Below are 18331 nucleotides of genomic sequence, written 5' to 3'. Positions count from 1 at the left end.
AGCCTGAAGCCGGGGGCCTGGGGCAAGTTCATGCGTCCACCGCCGAGGCGTAGGGCACCTCCTGTTTGCCATAGCGGCGCACGCGCTCGTTAGCCTGTTCGGCGTGGCCTGCAAAGCCTTCCAGCATGCAGAGTCGTGAGCAGTAGCTGCCGATCTCTGCCGAGGCTTCATCGGTCAATACCCGCTGATAGGTGCAGGTCTTGAGGAACTTGCCCACCCACAGGCCGCCCGTGTAGCGCGCTGCCTTTTTGGTGGGCAGCGTGTGGTTGGTGCCAATCACCTTGTCCCCATAGGCGACGTTGGTGCGCGGGCCGAGGAACAGCGCGCCGTAGTTGGTCATGTTCTCCAGGTAGAAATCCGGGTCTTCGGTCATGACCTGAACGTGCTCGTAAGCCATCTCGTTGGCCACTTGCAGCATTTCCTCGTGGCTGTCACAGACGATGATTTCTCCATGACTCTCCCAGGCCTGGCGCGCGATATCGGCGGTGGGCAGTTTCTGCAGCAGTTCCTCGATGGCCGCCAGGGTGTCCCGGGCCAGCGCTTCGGAATTGGTCAGCAGGGCAGCGGGGGAGGTTGGGCCATGCTCTGCCTGCCCCAGCAGGTCGGTGGCGCACAGCAAGCCGTCCACGCTCTCGTCGGCAATCACCAGCGTCTCGGTGGGGCCCGCGAACAGGTCGATGCCGACACGGCCATATAGCTGGCGCTTTGCCTCGGCGACGAACGCATTGCCAGGGCCCACCAGCATGTCCACTGGCGCGATGGAGTCGCTGCCGATGGCCATGGCGCCCACGGCCTGAACGCCGCCGAGTACCAGAATCTCATCCGCGCCTGCCAGGTGCATGGCTGCCACGATGGCGGGGTGGGGCTTGCCCTTGTAGGGTGGCGCCGCCGCGATGACGCGTTTCACCCCAGCGACCTTGGCCGTCAGGACGCTCATGTGGGCAGACGCCACCATGGGGTAGGAACCCCCGGGGATATAGCAGCCCACCGCGTTTATCGGCAGATGTTTGTGGCCAAGGATGACGCCGGGGCGGGTTTCGATCTCGACCGGCTGCATGGAGGCCAGCTGCGCCTCGGCAAAGCGACGTATCTGGGCCTGGGCAAAGCGAATGTCGTCCAGATCACGCTCGGACACTTCGCTCATGGCCTGAGCAATCTCGGCTTCGCTCAAACGGAAGTTTTCTGGTGACCAGCCATCGAACTTTTCCGACAGCTCGCGAATGGCGGCGTCGCCTCGGGCCTGGATGTCGGCCAGCGTACGCTCGACGGTTTCGCGTACCTGGCCGTCATGGCGGACATTCTGCAGAGCCAGGCAGACGGCATTCTGATGCTGGCAGCGACGCTTTCCTCTTCGCTGGCCAGCGAGTGCGTCTCCCGGGGCATTCCGGTGGTGCTGATCAACCGTACGGTGGCCTTCGAGGGGGTCAGCCAGGTCGCCAGCGATAACTACCGTGGAGGCTATTGGGTGGGTGAGTTTCTGGTCTCTGGCGGTTATCGGCGCATCGCGCTGGTGGCCGGGCTTGCCGACTCTTCTACCAGCAGCCAGCGGCGTGATGGCTTCATGGCGGCGCTGGCGGCGCAGGGTGTCAGCTGTTGGGGGGAGGCATGCGGCGACTATGACTTCGCGGCGGCCCAGGCGGCGACCCGCAAGCTGTTCGAGGCGGCGCCCTACCCGGATGCGGTCTTTGCCGCCAATGACCATATGGCCATTGCGGTGATCGATACGCTCAGCGGTGAGCTGGGGCTGCGGGTGCCTGAGGACGTGGCGGTGGTAGGGTTCGACGATATCCCCATGGCGGCCTGGCCGAGCTATCGGCTCACCACGGTTCAACAGCCGGTCGAGCCCATGGTGGACGAGGCGGTGGCCCTGCTGCTGGCGCAAATCGCCAGTGGGCAGGTCGCGGGGGAGCGGAAAGTACTGCCGGTGACGCCCATCGTACGCGCCAGCGCCCCGGCAACGGGGCGTGGTGTTGCGTCATCTTCATGAAGTTTGCCGCCTTGCCCGGCAAGGCGGCAACGCGAGGGCGTCAGCTTAGCCCAGCAGCATGCGTGGCAGGCCGGTGACCAGCCACGGGAAGAACGACATCAATACGCACGCCAGCAGGATCAGCGCCACGAAGGGAACGACCGCTTTGTAAAGGTCGACGATCTCTACCCCAGGCGGTGAAACCCCTTTCAGATAGAAGAGCGCATAGCCAAACGGTGGCGTGAGGAAGGAGGTTTGCAGTACTACGGCCACCATCACCACGAACCACAGCGGATCGACGCCCATTTGCTGAACGATGGGCAGCATGATCGGGAAGCTGAGCAGGACGATGCCCGTCCAGTCCAGGAACATGCCCAGAACGAACACCAGAAACAGCATCATGATCAACGCGCCGGTGGTGCCGCCCGGCATGGCCAGCAGCAGGTCCTGAATCACCTGCATGCCGCCGCCCCGTGAGAACACCCCGGTGAAGGCCGTCGCGCCCACCAGCACCAGCATGACCATGGTCGTGGTCTTGCCTGCTTCCAGCAGCGTCTTGAAGCAGGTGGAGACCCGGCGATCACCAAAGATCAAAAACAGGATAAAGGCAATGAACACGCCGATGGCCGAGGCCTCGGTAGCGGTGGCCACGCCGGTGAAGAGCGCGCCGAGTACCCCGAGGATCAGCGACATGGGCGGCACCACGTACTTGCCCAGCATGATCAGCAGTTGCCGCGTGCTGACTTCCGCACGCTCTTCCTTGGGTACCGGAGGGCCATAGGAGGGCTTGAAGTAGCAGATCAGCAGTACGTAGAGCGCGTACATCACCCCCAGCATCAGGCCGGGAATCATCGCCCCTGCAAACAGGGCGCCTACCGATACCGGCGAGTAGCTGGCCATCAGGATCAGCATGATGCTGGGTGGAATCAGGATGCCCAGACAGCCGCTGGCCATGATGACCCCGGTGCTCAGCTCCTTGTTGTAGCCATACTTGAGCATCGGCACCAGCGCAATCATGCCCATGACGGCAATGGAGGCGCCCACGATACCGGTGGTGGCGGCCAGCAGGACAGAGACGATGACCACGGTCAGCGCCAGCCCGCCCCGCAGGTTGGCCAGCAGCAGGCGCATGGCATCGAACATCTTTTCGGTGACCCCGGAATCGTTGAGAAACCGTGCCATCAGGACGAACAGCGGTATGGCAACCAGCACGTAGTTGTCCATGGCGTTGCCGAAGATGTTGTTGATCAGGGTGCCCAGCACTCGCTCGCCAGGGCCGAGAAAAGCGCCGATGACGGCGACGCCGCCGAGCACGAAGGCCAGCGGATGGCCCATGAACAGGCCGATCAGCAGCCCGCCAAACATCACTAGCGCCAGCAGTTCAGGACTCAGGTTCATGCTGATTTCTCCTCGCGCAACTGCATGATGGCCCGCAGTACGATGGCAATGGCCTGCAGCAGGATGAGGGCAGCCGCCACCACGATAACGCCTTTGATCGGGTAGACGGGAATCGACACCATGCCGTAGGTGGTTTCACCCCGGGTATAGGAGCGTTCGAAGAAGCGCCAGCCGTAGGTCAGCAGCATCCAGATGAAGGGAACGAAGAAAATCACGTAGGCCACGACTTCGATCAGGGCCTGACGCTTGCGTGACAGCAAACGTTTCAACACGTCGACCTCGACATGGGCGTGGTGGCGCAAGCCGTAGGCAGCCATCAGCATGAAGTGGGCACCAAACAGCATCTTGGTAACATCGAACGCCCAGTTGCTGGGGCGGCCGAAGAAAAAGCGTGACGCAATGTCGTACAGGACGATGAGGGTAATGATGGCAATCAATGGCGCGATCAATCGCCCAAACAGCTCATTGATTGCATCGATCGCCTTGGCAATCGCATTCATGGAAGATCTCCGCGGTCAGCACACAAAACCGCCCCGGGCAGCCCGGGGCGGTGCAGAAACGCCTTACAGGCAGGCTTCGATCTCTTCCAGTGAGGGCAGGTTATCCATGGTGCGGCTCATGTTGAAAGGAGCCGAGATGTCACGCCATTTGGCGTAGTCTTCCAGGTAGGTCACCATGGAGTGGTAGACCTTGGCGTGGTCGCTGTTTTCACAGGCGCCGCGCACGATGACCTCGTTGGTGATCTCCTGAATACGGGCCAGGTCTTCGTCAGAGAACTGGTTGATGGTGATGCCCGCATCGATGAACCTTTGGGTGGCCTCGGTGGACTCACGCTCGGACCAGGCCAGTGACCAGGCCATGGTGGCGTCGGCGGCGATACGCAGCTTCTGCTGGGTCTCTTCCGACAGCGCGTTCCAGGCGTCGAGGTTGATCATGACACCGAAGACGCTGGCGGACTGGTGCCAGCCAGGCGTGGCCCAGTAGTCGGCCACTTCGGCAAAGCCTGCGTTGTAATCCACGCCGGGGGTCGCGAATTCACCGGCATCGATCACACCACGCTCGATGGCCTGATAGACTTCGCCACCGGCCAGGGTTACCTGAGAGCCACCCAGGGCTTCCAGCACGCGGCCCTGGTCTCGGCCCGAGAGACGCAGACGCTTGCCTTCCAGGTCGGCAATGCTTTCGATGGGCGTACGGCCCATGAAGCCGGACTCGTTGTTGAGCGCGGCATAGGGCAGGTACATCATGTTGTACTGGCCGTAAATCTCTTCGTACAGTTCACGGCCGCCCCACTGCTGAATCCAGTTGATGTAGTCAACGGCGTTGAACAGGCTGGTGGTGGTGGCCAGCGGCGAGAACGCGGGGTTCAAGCCTGCCCAATAGCCTGGCCAGTCACCGGCGGCTTCGATACTGCCGGTTTCGGTGGCATCGAACACTTCCGTGCCGGGCATCAGCGTACCGCCCGCGCGGAAGTTGATCTGTACTTCGTCTCCCGCCAGCTGGTTGACCAGCTCGGCCCAGTGCTGATCGAGCTTGATCAGGTCGAGGTTTTCGGGCCAGGTGGAGGTCATGGTCCACTGCTCTTGTGCTTGAGCAGTCGTGGTGAGAGCGGCAAATGCGACACCAGCAGCAAGGCTGGTCAAGGAAAATTTTGTAGTCTTTTTCATTATCAATTTCCTGGTACTTTGGCGGTTGGCGTTATTAGTGTTGATTACCTGAAAGCAGGAAAGCACAGCGAGTAGGGCTGACGTTTACGTAAAGTAAAAGCGGCCAAGGCTGTACCGCTAAGCTAGCACACTCCCCCCGCTGCGGCGCAATATCAGAGTTTGCAGGAAGTTAACGCACGCCATGAAACATCGATTGATGTAAAAATTGTTTAAAAACATTTGGTTAAGTAATTGTTTAAACGGTTGGACAGGTCTGGATAGCGCGTTGAAGCGTTGAAAATGTGTGCCTTGTTGTACCAAAGTTGTAAGCAATCGACCCTTGAGGAGCGTGATGAGCGAAGCAAGTGATGACCGCCGCATATCACTACTGGTGGGCCATGCGCGGCGCTGGCAACGCCGCCGTTGGCGGGGGCTCGTGTGGCTCAGCGGGCCTGCCGAGCACGCTCGCCGACTGGCGCTCACGCTGTGGCACGCCCAGCCGTGGCAAGCGCCATTGTGGGTGGGCGACCCGCAGGAAGCCCCCGTGTCGCCTTGCCTGCCCGCAGCCAAAGCGCGCACGCGACTGGGGGCCGAGCATCAGCTGATCGTCATGGACGTCAGCGGTCGTGACGGGCTGGACCCGGACGCCCTGGGCGCGCTGGCCGGCACGCTGACGGCGGGTGGCATACTGCTGCTGGTAACCCCCGAGCCATGGGGTGAGCGCCCCGACCCGAACTACGCACGCTTTGCCGACCACCCCTGGCAATGGACCGCGCTGAGCAGCTTTTACCTGGCACGTTTGGCGCGCCAACTGGGTGCTTCGCCCCAGGTGGTGCGCTGGCCGGTGGCTGGCCCGCTGGTGCTTTCCAGGCTGCCCGCCGGGCAGCCCTCGCCACGCCGCCCTGAAGACCCCGCCTGCCTGACGCCCGACCAGGCCCGTGCGGTCACGGCCCTGAGCAAGCTCAAGCGTCGCCGCCCGCTGGTCATCACGGCCGACCGAGGGCGCGGGAAAAGTGCGGCGCTGGGCATTGCCTGTGCGCGCTTGCTGCAACAGGGGAGCTACCCGCGGCTACTGGTCACCGCCCCCAGAGCCAGCGCGGTGGACAGCCTGTTCGAGCGTGTCATGGTGCTGTGCCCTGAGGCGCAGCGCCGCGGCCATGAGGTGCAGCTGCCTGCCACGGGAAGCTCGCTGTGCTTCTTGCCACCCGACCTGCTCGATACCCAGCTGGCTCAGGGCACGTTGGGAGGCAGCGGGGCGCTGCTGCTGGTGGATGAGGCCGCGGCACTCCCAGCAGCTATGCTGGCCCGCTGGCTGGCCGCGTTCCCGCGTATGGCCTTTGCCACGACGGTGCATGGTTACGAGGGCTCTGGCCGGGGCTTTGCGCTGCGTTTTCGGGAGGTGCTCGAGCGCCAGACACCCCAGTGGCGGGAGCTGACCCTGGACACCCCGATTCGCTGGGCAGCCAATGACCCTCTGGAAAGCGTCATTCAACAGGCGCTGCTGCTGAGCGCGCCGCTGCCTGAGGCTCACGCGCATGGCCTCATCGACGCGCAGACCCTCAGCGTGAGCCAGGTACAGCTGGCTGCCAACGAGCCGTTGCTGGAGCAGCTGTTTGGCCTGCTGGTGCAGTCGCACTATCGCACCACCCCCAGCGACTTGCGCCAGCTGATGGATGGCCCCGGCACGCAGCTGCGCATGGTGATGGCAAGCCAGGGGCACGCCTCGGCTGCTTCCACGGGGGCCACCGATACGGCGCCGCTGGCAGTGCTGGTCACTCGGGAGGAGGGCGGCTTTGACCCGGCGCTGGCCGAACAGGTGGCGCTGGGCCAACGGCGGCCCCAGGGGCATTTGCTGGCCCAGTCCCTGGCGGCTCACGGGGGGCATCGCGAGGCGTTGACCGCCCGCTGGCGCAGGGTGGTGCGCATTGCAGTTCACCCCGAGCGGCGTCGCGAAGGTTTGGGGCGCAGGCTGTTGGCAGCCGATATGGCCAGCGCAGCAGAGCAGGGCGTCGCGCTGTATGGCGCCACCTTCGGCGCGGAGGCGGGGCTGCTGTCATTCTGGCTGGCCCTTGGGTTCACGCCGGTGCGGCTGGGCGTGACCCGGGAAGCGGCCACGGGAGAGTATGCCATCATGGTCGCCAAGCCGTTGAACGAGACCGGCCAGGCCGTATTGCAGAGTATGCAGCAAGGTTTTGTGGCGTCTTTGCAGGGGCTATTGGCCTTCGAGCTACGCGATTTGCCCGCGCCGGTGGTAGCGCTGCTGCTGTCCGAGCTGCCGAAACGGCCGCTGAGTGCCGTGGAGCGACAAACGATCCACGACGTGGCCTATGCCCATCGCGACCCCGCCCTGGCGCGGGCTGCCTTGCAGGCACTGGGGCGAGAGGCCAGCCGTGTACCGCTGGGAGAGGCCCGGCTAGCGCATCAGCAGCTGGTGGCCTGGGCTTACCAGAATCAACCGCTGGCCGATGCCCCGCGCGAAGCCACGCAGCAACTGCGCCGAGTGACACAGCAGCTGATGACCGCGTCGATGCTTTTCTCGGATGGGCAGGAGCGGTTAAAGTAGCCCGGTTATCGATGACGAAGAGTTTCCATGAACGCACATCTAGAAGCGCTCGCGCCCACGTTGGTGTGGCAGCATTTTCGCACGCTGTGTAATACCCCTCGGCCATCGGGCCACGAGGCAGCGCTGGTCGCCAAGCTGGAAGCCTGGGCCGATGGCCTGGGGCTTGCCCATGACCGGGATGCCTTCGGCAACCTGCGTATCCGTAAGCCCGCATCACCGGGGTGTGAGGCAGCGCCGGGCATCATCCTGCAGGGGCACCTGGACATGGTGGCGCAGGCCAACGCTGGCCAAGCCCACGATTTCACGCGGGATCCCATCCGCACGGTGGTCAAGGAGGGGTGGCTGCACGCCGAAGGCACCACGCTGGGGGCCGACAACGGCATGGGCGTGGCTGCCATTCTGGCCGTGCTGGAGGACCCGGAACTGACCCACGGGCCGCTGGAAGCGCTGTTCACCCTGGAGGAAGAAACCTCCATGGGCGGGGCGCTCAATCTGGCCGAGCAGTGGCTCGAGGGCTCACTGCTGCTCAACCTCGATAGTGAAGATCGTGGCCAGGTCTACATCGGCTGCGCGGGCGGTGCCGACGTGGTGGTGGATGCCCAACTGCCAGGTGCGGCGCTGCAGCCCGATGAGCAGGTCATCTCGCTCTCCTTGACCGGCCTCAAGGGCGGTCATTCGGGCATGGATATCGACAAGCCGCTGGGCAATGCCAACCGACTGCTGGTACGCGTGCTGTGGGCGCTGGAAGCCTTCGATGCGCGGCTGGTGAACTACCAAGGCGGTACCCTGCGTAATGCCATTCCCCGTGAAGCCTTTGCCCAGGTGGCGCTGCCCGCCGACGATGTCGAGGCCGCGCTGGCCACGGTGGAAACCCTCGCCAGAACGCTCAAGGCGGAGCTGGGCAGCGGTGACCCTGGCCTGGTGCTGACGGCTACGCAAGCGGCCCCTGCCGAGGCCGAACCGCTGACCCGCGACGCCAGCGCCATGCTGCTGGCCGCCTTGCATGCGGCTCCTTGTGGGGTCGAGCGGATGAGCGCCGATGTGCCGGGAGTGGTCGAAACCTCCAACAATCTTGGCGTGCTGAGCGTGGAGCAGGGGCGTTTTCACCTCTGCGCATTGGTGCGCTCGCTGCACGACAGCGCGGCGATGGCCATGGCCGGGCGCTTCCAGGCGCTGTTCGGGCTGATGGGCGCCCGCGTGAAGGTCGAAAATGGTTACCCAGGCTGGGCGCCCAACCCGGAAAGCCCGCTGCTGGCCACCTTCAATACTCGCCATGCGGCGCTGATGGGCCACGCTCCGGAGGTGAAGGTCATTCATGCCGGACTGGAGTGCGGGATTCTGGGCAGCAAGTACCCTCATCTGGACATGATCTCGTTCGGGCCCTTGATTCGCGGTGCTCACTCACCGGACGAGCGCGTCGAAATCGCTTCCGTGGCGGAGTTCTGGGCCATGCTGCGTGACCTGATCGAAACCCTGGCCAGGCAAACCGCCGACTCGGCCAGTCGCCAGGTCTGATCTGCCATGCCCGCCCAGCAACATTGGCGGGCAACAAAAACGGCACCGCAAGGGTGCCGTGGGTGGTGTCTCGGCGGTGCGCCGCCGAGAGGCCTACTTGCCCAGGTAGGCGTTGAGCATCCAGACGGTCTTTTCCTGCTCGCGAATGTAATCGCCCGCCTGAGCGGCGGTACCTTCGTCGTCGGCATCCGAGGCCAGCGACAGCAGTTCGCGCTGCAGCTCGATCAATGTCTGATATCCGGTGAGCACGCCTTTGACGCAGGTTTTGCCGTCGTGGACGTCCTTGTCTTCCTGAATGCGCGACAGGGCGATGTAGTCGCTGTAGGCGTGGACAGGCTTGTGCCCCAGGGTCAGGATGCGTTCGGCGACTTCGTCCACTTTGGTCAGCAGGTCGGTGTAGAACTCTTCGAACTTGGCATGCAGCTCGAAAAAGTCGTTACCCTTGACGTTCCAGTGGTAGCCCCGCACGTTCATGTAGAAAATTTGGTAGTTGGCCAGTAGATGATTCAGCTTTTCCGCAAGCTGGCTGGCGCTGCCTTCGTGTAGGCCAATGCTGTTGGTATCTTCCATTGTCTGCTCCTCCATCGTTTCGTTTTTTCCAGCTTAAGGCCCTGGTTGGCCAATGCAAAACAGGTTTTTTGCATCGCCACCATAGCGGCCTGCCATGACCGGCGGTGAGCTGGCGACGGCTGACTCATCGCAACGTATCAAGAGATGTTGGCGACCCGGCGATTTTTCAAGGGGGCCGCCGCCGTCAATGAGCCAGCCACAGCCGGGCTATGCTGTCGCAGCGGTCGCTGAGCAGTTCAGCGGTACGCGGCAGGGCGTCTTCCAGGCCCATGGGGCCATCGGCCAGGGCAAAGGCGGCGGTGACGCCTTCATTCAAGCAGGCCTGCCAGCCCTCCCCCAGGCTGCCCGCCAGCACGATGACCGGCTTACCCAGGCGCTGAGCGGCGCGGGCCACGCCAATCGGGGTCTTTCCAGAGAGACTCTGGCCATCCAGGCGGCCTTCGCCGGTGATCACCAGATCCGCCTTGGCCAGCAGGCTGCTCACTTGGGCTTGCTGCATGATCATGTCGATACCCGGCGAGAGTCTGGCGTTCAAGAAGCTGCTGGCGGCAAAGCCCATGCCGCCCGCGGCACCCGCGCCTGGCATGTCTCGGTCATCGCGACCCAGAGCTTCTACGGCGAGCGTGGCAAAGTGCCCCAAAGCGCGGTCGAGGGTGGCCACGTCGTCGGGGCTGGCCCCCTTTTGCGGCCCGAACACGGCGCTGGCACCGCGCTCACCGAGCAGCGGGTTATCCACGTCCACGGCGGCCGTGACGTCCAGGCTGGCCAGCTTCGGGTCCAGGGTGGTGAGGTCCAGCGTGGCCAGCTGCTGTAGGGCAGCCCCACCGGGAGGCAGCGGCTGGCCATGCTGGTCGAGCAGCCTGGCCCCCAGCGCCTGCAGCATGCCGGCGCCCGCATCGTTGGTGGCGCTACCGCCCAACAGGAGCAGGGCCTGGGTGGCACCGGCGTCCAGGGCCGCCAGGAACAGTTCGCCCACGCCATGGGTGCTGGTGTGCAGGGCATTGCGCTCGTCGCTGTTCAAGTGCTGCAAGCCGCTGGCTTCTGCCAGCTCGATGAACGCGGTACGCTGCTCGCCAAGCCAGCCCCAGCGGGCCTGGCGGGGTCTGCCCAGGGCATCTTGAACGGTGAGCGTGCGACACTCTGCCTGAGTGGCTGCCATCAAGGCATCCAGGCTGCCCTCGCCGCCATCGGCCAGCGGGCAGAGGTGCGTGATGGCCGAGGGTGCCGCCCGTGTAATGCCGTGTGCCATGGCCTGGGCCGCTTGTTCGGCGCTCAGGGCATCCTTAAAACTATCCGGGCAAAGCAGTACATTCATCGCACAACCTCCTTGAAACGTTGTCTCAGCGTATTGTCGTTCTTTTTCGTGTTAGCCTGCGAGCTTAGCGTGCTGCTGGACCGCACACCAGTCGCACAAAGGGCAAGAGGAATTCACATGAAGGTTATCCCGATCAGCATGACCTGCCTGCTGGCCTTGGCCGGCTGCCAGACAGTGCCAGACCGCTTGCCCCAGGCCGAGCCTGGGCCTGCTGCGGCCTGTGCATTCCCGGTCCATCAGGCAGCCGACTCCCTGGCGGCGGTCACTCGTGCTGTCGATGTGCTGGAAGCGTGGGGCTTTAGCCTGGACGCCACCGACACTCGGCTTGGCCTGGTCAGCGCCTCCCGCGAGCGCGAGCTGGTGGGATATTATGACCGTTATGATTATTACTCCCCCTACGGCAGCGGCTTCCGGCTGTTTGGCGGGATGGGCGTGGGACGCGGCTCCAGCATCGGCCTGGGAGTGGGCGGGCGTTTTGGTGCGGGCGCCGGGCAAACGCCCACGGAAGTGGAGCGTGTATCGGTGCTGGTCAGTGACGCGCAGCTACGCCTGTCTCGGGACATTCGCCGTTTCGATCACTTCGGTGAGCAGCGCGAGGCCTACAGCGCCAGTAACGATGACTTTTGCGGACGCTTTCAAACAGCCTTTCAACAGGCCCAGGGGCAGGGGGGCTTATGAGCCGTTTCATCAAGTGGGGAGCCGCGCTGGTCACACTGCTGTGGCTGGCCGGATGTGCAACGACGCAGCCGCTGGAAAGCCGCGATTTGCACTACCGTGCCGATACCGAGCAGACGTTCCGTGAGGCCGTCGCGATGATGATCGAACAGGGGTATGTGGTGCGCCATGCCGATATGTCCCTGGGGCGGGCGGAAGCGGTGCTGGCCCGCTGGCCCGGCTACCGGTTGCAGCTTCAAGTGAGCGAATCGGGCGGCGGCACGCGGGTGCGGGTATCTGCGCTCAGCGGCAGTCAGCCGATTCCCCCCTATGTGCTGGACCCGTGGCTGGTGGAGTTACAAAGCAGATTAGGAGAGTTACCGTGACGTGGAAAACAGCCAACCGCTGGAGGTGGATGAAAGGGGTAGCCTTGGGCATGGGCCTTGGGCTGGCCAGTGGTAACGTATGGGCGCACCCCCATAGCTGGATCGATCTCAGCATACGCGTGATCACCAACGAGGCGGGTGAGGCCACTGGCGTGCATCAAACCTGGCGCATGGATCCGTTTTACAGCCTGGTGGTGTTCGAGGAGCTGCAGCAGGTGCCCGGCGCGTCGCTGGAAGAGGGCCTGGACCAGCTGGGCAGCGATATCCGCGACAATCTGGTGCCCCAGCACTACTTTACCGAGCTGCGTATCAACCGCGAGCGGCTGGCCTTTGGCGAGGTGACGGAGTATACCGCCATGGAGCGGGATGGCCGTTTGACCTTCATGTTCATACTGCCCCTGGAGAGCCCTCAGCCGTTGCAAGGCAACGTGCTGGAGTACCAGGTCTTTGACCCTACCTATTACATCGAAGTGGTGCATGAGGCCGATAACGATGGCCCCAGCAAGGGGGCGCTGGTGTTGAATGGCGAGCCCGCCTGCGAGCTGAGCATCATCGCGGCCGATCCAGACCCCGAACTGGTGCTGCAGGCAGCCCTGCTGGACGTGGACGAAGAGGGTGAGCCGGGCCTGGGCCGCCACTTTGCCGAGACCGGCAGGGTGGATTGCCGCTGACGCAGACGCCTGCTATCGTATATCAATTTGTTACTTTATAACTTTTTTGCCGTGGAGGGAGGATGCCGGTAACACGACAACAGTTGGCCTGGGCAGCAGGCGGTATTCTGTGTGCCATCCTGTTGGTCTGGGTCGTGCAAAGCAATCTGCAGGGCGTCAGCTACCAGCTGTTGGGCTGGCAGCGCGACTTGCATCGCAGCCTGACGCTGGCCATCACGGAACTCTCCCGCACGCCGTCTACGGGTGCGTGGATGACGCTGCTGGGAGTCAGCTTCGCCTATGGCGTGTTTCATGCTGCGGGGCCTGGTCATGGCAAGGCGGTGCTGGCCACTTACCTGGCTTCCCATGGGGGAGCGACCCGGCGTGCACTGGGGCTGTCGTTTGCGGCTTCCTTGCTGCAGGGTGTGACGGCCATCGTCATGGTCGTGGTGCTGGTGCACGGGCTGGGGTGGCTCACTCGGCAGGCCATGGGGAGCGTGGTCTGGGTGGAACAAGCGAGCTTTCTGCTGGTGGCGCTGCTGGGCGTCTGGCTATGCTGGCGTGCCATCAGGCAACTGCGCCACGCCCATCGTGCGCAGGCGCCGGAGGCCGAGCCCCACCATCATGAGCACAGCCACAGCCACAGCCACGATCATGCCCACTGCTGCGGCGGAGCCCACCATATCGAGCCACAGCAGGCGCTGGAGTGGCGTACTGCGTTGATGACGGTGGGGGCCATTGGCATGCGCCCCTGTACCGGGGCCGTGTTGATGCTGGGGGCAGCCAGCCTGCTGGGGCAGTTCCATGTGGGGGTGGCCTCGGTGCTGGTCATGTCGCTAGGTACCGGCATCACCGTTTCGGCGCTGGCCATGGCCAGTATCGTGGCGCGGGGCTGGGCGACTCGGCGGCTGCAACGACAGCAGAGCCAGCAAGTGGTGGAGAAAGTCGCGGGGTGGGTCGCCCTCACGGGGGGCGCGCTGATCGTGGCGCTGGGCGTCTCCTTGTCGTTGGCGGGAGCAGCGCAGCCTGCCAGCGGCCCGCTGCTGAGCGAGCCGCCGAGTCGCAGTGTACTGCCCGGCGGCTGAGGCAGCCTAAACGCTCAAGCCATTGATCAGGGCGAGTAGCTGTTCACGCTGCTTGCCCTGGCCGGGAAGCTCATACGGCTCAGGCGTGCCGTTGCCCCATACCGGGGCTGGCCAGCTGGCATCGTCGCGGTAGCGGATCACTACGTGAAGGTGCAGTTGGCTCACCACATTGCCCAGGGTGGCGATATTGAGTTTGTCGCCGTGATAAGCCTCTTTCATGACCGCTCCCAGGGCCGAAGCTTCTCGCCACAGCTGTGCCTGGTCTGTGTCGCTTAGCTCGAATACCTCGCTGATGTCGTTAACACGGGGCACCAGCACCACCCAAGGGTAACGGGCATCGTTCATAAGCAGCACACGACACAGGGGCAGGTCGGCCAGTGGGAAAGTGTCTGCTTCCAGGCGAGGGTCGAGAATCAGGTCGGCCAAGTGACGTCTCCAGGTGGGGCTTGATGGCAAGCGTAGGTTCAAGGCTGCAGCATAGCAGGCGAAATACCGAAAATCTGTTACGTTAAGACGGGAGCCGCTTCGTTCTCGACGAAGGGAGGCTCGAAGGCGACATCACTTGTTAAGGAGAACATGATGAAAAAATTACTGGCGACAAGTTTTATCCTGCTGATCACTGCCGGTGCGCTGGCGGGCTGTAATACCGTGGCAGGCGCAGGCCAGGATGTTCAGGAAGGTGGTCGTGCCGTTCAGGATGCCGCTAGCTGATCAAGGCGGGCTTTGAGCAAGCAAGGGTCAGGCAGTCATGCCTGACCCTTGCTTTTAGAGGACGACCATTAAGCGCTTTTCTTGAGGAACACGCATGCCACTTCCCCGTTTCACCTTCCGACATACACGTGCCCTGACGGCGCTGCTGGCTACCTTGCTGCTGGCCGCTTGTACGTCCCAGGCTCCCAGTGAGCCAGCCACCGAGCCTCCCGTAGTTGGCCGCACGCCGGTGGATGCCGAGGCGGTCTGTGATGCCGATGCCGTGGCCCATGCCATTGGCGCCTCTTTTGACGAGGCCCTTGTCGAAGCGCTGCGCGACGAGAGCGGTTCCCGTCATGTACGGGTATTGCGGCCTGACAGCGCCGCGACCATGGATTACCGGGAAGATCGTTTGAACATTGTGCTGGGCAGTGACGAGCTGATCGAGGCCGTGCGCTGCGGCTAACGCAGTATCAGCCACACGCAGGCAGCGGTGAGCACCCCCATGGTGATGTTGAAGGCCCGCCATGCCCGGTCGCTCTTCGTCTTCGATACGCTCCATGAGCGGGAGAGCGGCCTGACCGACCTCAGCTTGAGCCTGCCGCCGCCTCATCCATTGAGAGCCCAGGCGCTGAGTACGGCGCTGCATGCCCTGAGCGGCGACCCAGAGGTACTGACACGCGGAATTACCTACTCCGGCGCGCAAGGGAGCGAGCACCATCGCCAGCTGCTGGCACGCTGGCTGGGCCGGCTTGGCATGGCCCTGGCGGCCGACGAGCTGCTGGTGACCCAAGGGGGCCACCACGACCGTTTGATGCCAGGGCCCGTGGCCAGCCGCCTCACTCGTAACGATCTTTCCAGCGCTGTCGCGCTACCTGCTCCTTGAGCATCTCCAGAATATCCAGCAGCACCTGCTCGGTTACCTGCTGGCTACTCTGGTCGACCTGCAGCCAGCTATCGAAGCCGCTGTCGGCGGTCTGCTCCAACAGTTGGCGAAAGGCCGGGGAGTGCAGCTGCTGGGCAATCTCGTCTACCAGCCGCTGGGCAACGCCGCTCAGCGACGCTTCCAGAGCGCTGGACGCCGCGTGGCCCATGGGCAGGCGCTGCAGGCGACGGATCTCCGGGCTTTCTCGCAGCGTACGGCTGACCAGCTCGCTGATGGCGGTCTGGATGGCGCTGCGGTTCTGCTGATAGGCCTGCCCTGCGGTGGCTTCCAGGCGCTGGGTGATCTCATGGATCAGCTGGCGTTTGCGCGGCATGATGACCCGCTCGATGACCCGCTCCGAGAGGGAGTCGCTGGCCGTGATCTGCTGTTGAACGTTGCCCAGCAGGCGCAGAGCGATACGGTCCGAGAGCTCTTCCAGCAGAATGTCGTAATACTTGGCAAAGAAGCGGTAAAGCGGCCACTGAGTGACCGTGATGAGGCCAAGCCGATGCAAGCGGTGCAGCAGCGACACCACGCGCAGGATGCGCAGCAGCCGGAAGCCGCCCACCGGAATACAGCCCAGTACGTCGTACCAGTGGACGAACGGGTAGAAAAACCAGCGGTGATAGCGCCGTTCGGCGATGGCCACCGTCCAGCTCAGCAGGACATCGGCCACGAACAGGCCGACAAACATCAGGTCGATGGTGGTGAAGCGGCTATGGATCGCCGTGTCGTAGGCCGCATGGGCGCTCGGGGCCATGGCGGCGAAGGCTTGATTGAGCGGCTCGATCAGAAACAGCGAGTCGAACAGCAGCAGGCTCAAATTCACGGCCACTGCGGTCAGGATCAGCAAATCCCAGCCGATATGTGCGTATTCGACCCCCTTGGGCAGATGGGGGTAGCGCCGCCTGATGGGCATGGTGACTCCTTGTCATGACGAATAGGGCAGCGACTAGCGCTGCCGGTGATACTGTTGGGCCCGCTCCTCTTCCTGTTCGGCCTGTTTGCGCAGCTTCTTGCGCAGGGCGGCTTTTTCGAAGCGCAGCTTCTGTAGCGGCGTCTCCAGTGCCAGCGGCGGCACGCGAGCCGGTTTGCCCTGCTCGTCCACGGCCACCATGGTCAGGTAGCAGCTGTTGGTGTGGCGTATCAGCTTGGCGCGAATGTCTTCGGCCACCACCTTGATGCCGATCTCCATAGAGGAGCGGCCAACGTGATTGACGCTGGCCAAAAAGGTGACCAGCTCACCCACATGGATGGGCTGCTTGAACAGGACCTGATCCACCGAGAGCGTCACCACGTAGTGGCCCGAGTAGCGGCTGGCACAGGCATAAGCCACCTCGTCCAGCTTCTTCAGGATAGCACCGCCATGTACTTTGCCACTGAAATTGGCCATGTCGGGGGTCATCAGGACCGTCATGGACAGTTCGTGCTGGCCAGGCAGTGGGCTGTGTTCAAGCGTCGTGTCGGTCATGGAGATCACCTTGTGAAAGCCAAAAAATACCCGCCCCCCTGGCACGCTGGCCGAGTGAGGCGGGTGGTCAACAGCGTAGTGGGTGGCTTAGAACCAGACCAGCCCTACCGAGATGATCGCGCCGGTAATGAGCAGCTGGATCAGGCAGAAGCCCATGATGTCCTTGGCCTTGAGCCCGGCAATGGCCAGTACCGGCAGCGCCCAGAAGGGTTGCAGCAGGTTGGTCCAGGCGTCGCCCCAGGCAACCGCCATGGCGACCCGAGCGATATCCGCTCCGAGTGCTTCGGCCGCCGGTAGCATGACCGGTGCTTGAACGGCCCACTGGCCGCCGCCGGAGGGCACGAACAGGTTGACGATACCGGCGCTGATGAACGACCAGAACGGCAGCGAGTTAGCCGTGGCAAACGAGACCAGCCACTCGGACATGCTCTGGGCCAGACCCGACTGCACCATGATGGCCATGATACCGGCGTAAAAGGGAAACTGGATGACGATGCCCGCGCCGCCCTTGATGGCCTCGTTCAGGCTGGTAAGCAGGTTGCGCGGCGTGCGGTGCAGCACGATCGCCAGGAACAGGAACATGAAATTCACCACATTCAGGTTCAGGCTGCCGCCGCGCAGCAGGAAGTGGTCCAGCAAGAACAGCAGGCCAGGTACACCCACCAGCAGGGCCAGCGGCATGCTGTTTTCGAGCTTTTCGGCGGGGCGGGTAATGCGACCGACGGGCTCGGGCTCGTCATCCAGCAGCCTGGGGTCTACATACACGCTGTCCTTTTCATCCGGCAGCATCAGGCGATTGACCAGCGGTACGGCAATGAACAGACACACCACGATGGCCAGGTTGAAGAAGGCAAAAATCGTCGAGCTGGTACTGATGACGCCGATCTGATCGGCGGAGAAATGCCCCTCGGTGGCGATGGTGAGCGGCACCGAGCCTGCGAGCCCGCCGTGCCAGACCACGAAGCCGGAGTAGGCGCTGGCCACCAGCAGGCGATAGTCCACCTTGATCAGGCGGGCCAGCTCCTTGGCGAACAGGGCACCGACGACCAGGCCGAAGCCCCAGTTGATCCAGCTGGCGGCCAGCGATACCAGGGTGACCAGAATGATGGCCCCGCCCGGCGATTTAGCGGTACCGGCAATTTTCTGCAGGATACGTTTGACCGGCGGCGAGCTGGCCAGCATGAAGCCGGTGACCAGCACCAGCAGCATCTGCATGGAGAAGGTCAGCAGGCCCCAGAAGCCATCCCCCCACATGCGCAGCACGGCCAGGGGCGTTTGTCGCTCGACGGCGATGGCCGCTACCGCCGCTACCAGGGTCAGCAGCAGCACAAATATATACGGGTCGGGTAAATAGCGTTCGACCAGCTTGACCGCCGGTTTCGAGATGAGTTTTAGCATGCAGTGCTCTCTTTATTCGTTATTAGGAAGTGCGCGGCTAATATACGGCGGTGCGGCATAATTTTCACCCCTCGACGACTCATGGAGCGGCCCCCTCAA

The 18331-nt window shown here is 63.4% G+C and carries 20 protein-coding genes and 1 pseudogene; 10 read left to right on the top strand and 11 right to left on the bottom strand.

All coding sequences use genetic code 11. The annotated features are described in order from the left end of the window. Nucleotides 1–28: 28 nt before the first annotated feature. A complete protein-coding gene (gene hisD / locus CWI66_RS04330) occupies nucleotides 29–1306 on the bottom strand; it encodes a histidinol dehydrogenase (RefSeq protein WP_232710747.1) in 1278 nt (425 codons plus the stop codon). On the opposite strand from hisD, the gene CWI66_RS04325 reads away from it, so the two are divergent. Beyond that, complete coding sequence (locus CWI66_RS04325) at nucleotides 1289–1987, top strand: substrate-binding domain-containing protein (RefSeq protein ID WP_232710745.1); 699 nt, start codon at nucleotides 1289–1291, stop codon at nucleotides 1985–1987. The two genes, hisD and CWI66_RS04325, sit on opposite strands and share 18 nt — an antisense overlap. Before the next feature lie 45 nt (nucleotides 1988–2032). On the opposite strand, the gene CWI66_RS04320 is transcribed toward CWI66_RS04325, so the two are convergent. The 3 genes from CWI66_RS04320 to dctP all read right to left on the bottom strand — a co-directional run bounded on the left by CWI66_RS04320 (nucleotide 2033) and on the right by dctP (nucleotide 5031). Further along, nucleotides 2033–3364: a TRAP transporter large permease gene (locus CWI66_RS04320; protein WP_081192750.1), complete on the bottom strand. Its 1332-nt coding sequence runs from the start codon at nucleotides 3362–3364 to the stop codon at nucleotides 2033–2035. Beyond that, nucleotides 3361–3864 (bottom strand): TRAP transporter small permease subunit, encoded by a 504-nt coding sequence (locus CWI66_RS04315; RefSeq protein WP_081192748.1) that lies wholly within the window; start codon nucleotides 3862–3864, stop codon nucleotides 3361–3363. Before CWI66_RS04315 ends, CWI66_RS04320 begins: the two co-directional genes overlap by 4 nt. Nucleotides 3865–3927: 63 nt before the next feature. Further along, nucleotides 3928–5031, bottom strand: coding sequence for a TRAP transporter substrate-binding protein DctP (dctP, locus tag CWI66_RS04310; protein ID WP_100731012.1), 1104 nt, complete (start codon nucleotides 5029–5031; stop codon nucleotides 3928–3930). A 331-nt stretch (nucleotides 5032–5362) separates the two neighbouring features. On the opposite strand from dctP, the gene CWI66_RS04305 reads away from it, so the two are divergent. Both CWI66_RS04305 and CWI66_RS04300 read left to right on the top strand, forming a co-directional pair. Continuing rightward, nucleotides 5363–7573 carry a GNAT family N-acetyltransferase gene (locus tag CWI66_RS04305; protein ID WP_100731011.1) on the top strand — a complete coding sequence of 737 codons (2211 nt, stop codon included), beginning with the start codon at nucleotides 5363–5365 and terminating at the stop codon, nucleotides 7571–7573. Nucleotides 7574–7600: 27 nt separating this feature from the next. Beyond that, nucleotides 7601–9088, top strand: coding sequence for an aminoacyl-histidine dipeptidase (locus tag CWI66_RS04300; protein ID WP_100731010.1), 1488 nt, complete (start codon nucleotides 7601–7603; stop codon nucleotides 9086–9088). A gap of 93 nt (nucleotides 9089–9181) precedes the next feature. Here the strand turns inward: CWI66_RS04300 and CWI66_RS04295 are convergent, their stop codons facing one another. Beyond that, complete coding sequence (locus CWI66_RS04295) at nucleotides 9182–9658, bottom strand: Dps family protein (RefSeq protein WP_016916087.1); 477 nt, start codon at nucleotides 9656–9658, stop codon at nucleotides 9182–9184. Between the two features lie 184 nt (nucleotides 9659–9842). Then, complete coding sequence (locus CWI66_RS04290) at nucleotides 9843–10973, bottom strand: glycerate kinase (protein WP_100731009.1); 1131 nt, start codon at nucleotides 10971–10973, stop codon at nucleotides 9843–9845. A 117-nt stretch (nucleotides 10974–11090) separates the two neighbouring features. On the opposite strand from CWI66_RS04290, the gene CWI66_RS04285 reads away from it, so the two are divergent. The 4 genes from CWI66_RS04285 (at nucleotide 11091) to CWI66_RS04270 (ending at nucleotide 13748) form a co-directional block, all read left to right on the top strand. Further along, nucleotides 11091–11651, top strand: a complete 561-nt coding sequence (locus CWI66_RS04285) for a hypothetical protein (protein ID WP_081136385.1) — start codon at nucleotides 11091–11093, stop codon at nucleotides 11649–11651. Next, nucleotides 11648–12013 carry a hypothetical protein gene (locus CWI66_RS04280; protein WP_081136383.1) on the top strand — a complete coding sequence of 122 codons (366 nt, stop codon included), beginning with the start codon at nucleotides 11648–11650 and terminating at the stop codon, nucleotides 12011–12013. Before CWI66_RS04285 ends, CWI66_RS04280 begins: the two co-directional genes overlap by 4 nt. A gap of 29 nt (nucleotides 12014–12042) precedes the next feature. Then, entirely contained in the window at nucleotides 12043–12684 is a 642-nt protein-coding gene (locus CWI66_RS04275; protein ID WP_081192740.1) for a DUF1007 family protein, read from the top strand. Between the two features lie 62 nt (nucleotides 12685–12746). After that, the gene (locus tag CWI66_RS04270; RefSeq protein WP_081136379.1) at nucleotides 12747–13748 is read left to right on the top strand and encodes a nickel/cobalt transporter; all 1002 of its coding nucleotides are present in this window, start codon (nucleotides 12747–12749) and stop codon (nucleotides 13746–13748) included. A gap of 6 nt (nucleotides 13749–13754) precedes the next feature. Here CWI66_RS04270 and CWI66_RS04265 read toward each other — a convergent pair whose 3' ends face one another. Then, nucleotides 13755–14174 carry an HIT domain-containing protein gene (locus CWI66_RS04265; RefSeq protein ID WP_100731008.1) on the bottom strand — a complete coding sequence of 140 codons (420 nt, stop codon included), beginning with the start codon at nucleotides 14172–14174 and terminating at the stop codon, nucleotides 13755–13757. Nucleotides 14175–14327: 153 nt separating this feature from the next. Between CWI66_RS04265 and CWI66_RS04260 the strand changes: the two genes are divergently transcribed. Together CWI66_RS04260 and CWI66_RS04255 are read left to right on the top strand one after the other, a co-directional pair. Next, the gene (locus CWI66_RS04260) at nucleotides 14328–14459 is read left to right on the top strand and encodes an entericidin A/B family lipoprotein (RefSeq protein WP_039182850.1); all 132 of its coding nucleotides are present in this window, start codon (nucleotides 14328–14330) and stop codon (nucleotides 14457–14459) included. Nucleotides 14460–14553: 94 nt separating this feature from the next. Continuing rightward, nucleotides 14554–14904, top strand: coding sequence for an I78 family peptidase inhibitor (locus tag CWI66_RS04255; protein ID WP_081136378.1), 351 nt, complete (start codon nucleotides 14554–14556; stop codon nucleotides 14902–14904). Here CWI66_RS04255 and CWI66_RS18620 read toward each other — a convergent pair. Next, a pseudogene (locus CWI66_RS18620) lies at nucleotides 14901–14981 on the bottom strand (LysE family translocator); the annotation flags it as partial. The gene CWI66_RS04255 and the pseudogene CWI66_RS18620 overlap by 4 nt on opposite strands. On the opposite strand from CWI66_RS18620, the gene CWI66_RS04245 reads away from it, so the two are divergent. Continuing rightward, the gene (locus CWI66_RS04245; protein ID WP_198517441.1) at nucleotides 14944–15324 is read left to right on the top strand and encodes a hypothetical protein; all 381 of its coding nucleotides are present in this window, start codon (nucleotides 14944–14946) and stop codon (nucleotides 15322–15324) included. The pseudogene CWI66_RS18620 and the gene CWI66_RS04245 sit on opposite strands and share 38 nt — an antisense overlap. On the opposite strand, the gene CWI66_RS04240 is transcribed toward CWI66_RS04245, so the two are convergent. The 3 genes from CWI66_RS04240 to CWI66_RS04230 all read right to left on the bottom strand — a co-directional run bounded on the left by CWI66_RS04240 (nucleotide 15278) and on the right by CWI66_RS04230 (nucleotide 18232). Then, nucleotides 15278–16282, bottom strand: a complete 1005-nt coding sequence (locus CWI66_RS04240) for a hypothetical protein (protein WP_100731007.1) — start codon at nucleotides 16280–16282, stop codon at nucleotides 15278–15280. The two genes, CWI66_RS04245 and CWI66_RS04240, sit on opposite strands and share 47 nt — an antisense overlap. A 33-nt stretch (nucleotides 16283–16315) precedes the next feature. Further along, nucleotides 16316–16834 (bottom strand): acyl-CoA thioesterase, encoded by a 519-nt coding sequence (locus CWI66_RS04235; RefSeq protein ID WP_081192732.1) that lies wholly within the window; start codon nucleotides 16832–16834, stop codon nucleotides 16316–16318. Nucleotides 16835–16921: 87 nt separating this feature from the next. Further along, nucleotides 16922–18232, bottom strand: coding sequence for a short-chain fatty acid transporter (locus CWI66_RS04230; protein ID WP_100731006.1), 1311 nt, complete (start codon nucleotides 18230–18232; stop codon nucleotides 16922–16924). Nucleotides 18233–18331: the final 99 nt, after the last annotated feature.

The sequence above is a fragment of the Halomonas sp. 141 genome (assembly GCF_002810305.1).
Classification (GTDB): Bacteria; Pseudomonadota; Gammaproteobacteria; order Pseudomonadales; family Halomonadaceae; genus Vreelandella; species Vreelandella stevensii.
The sequence above is the reverse complement of the archived record's forward strand: the minus strand, read 5'-3'. Positions and strand labels throughout refer to the sequence as shown.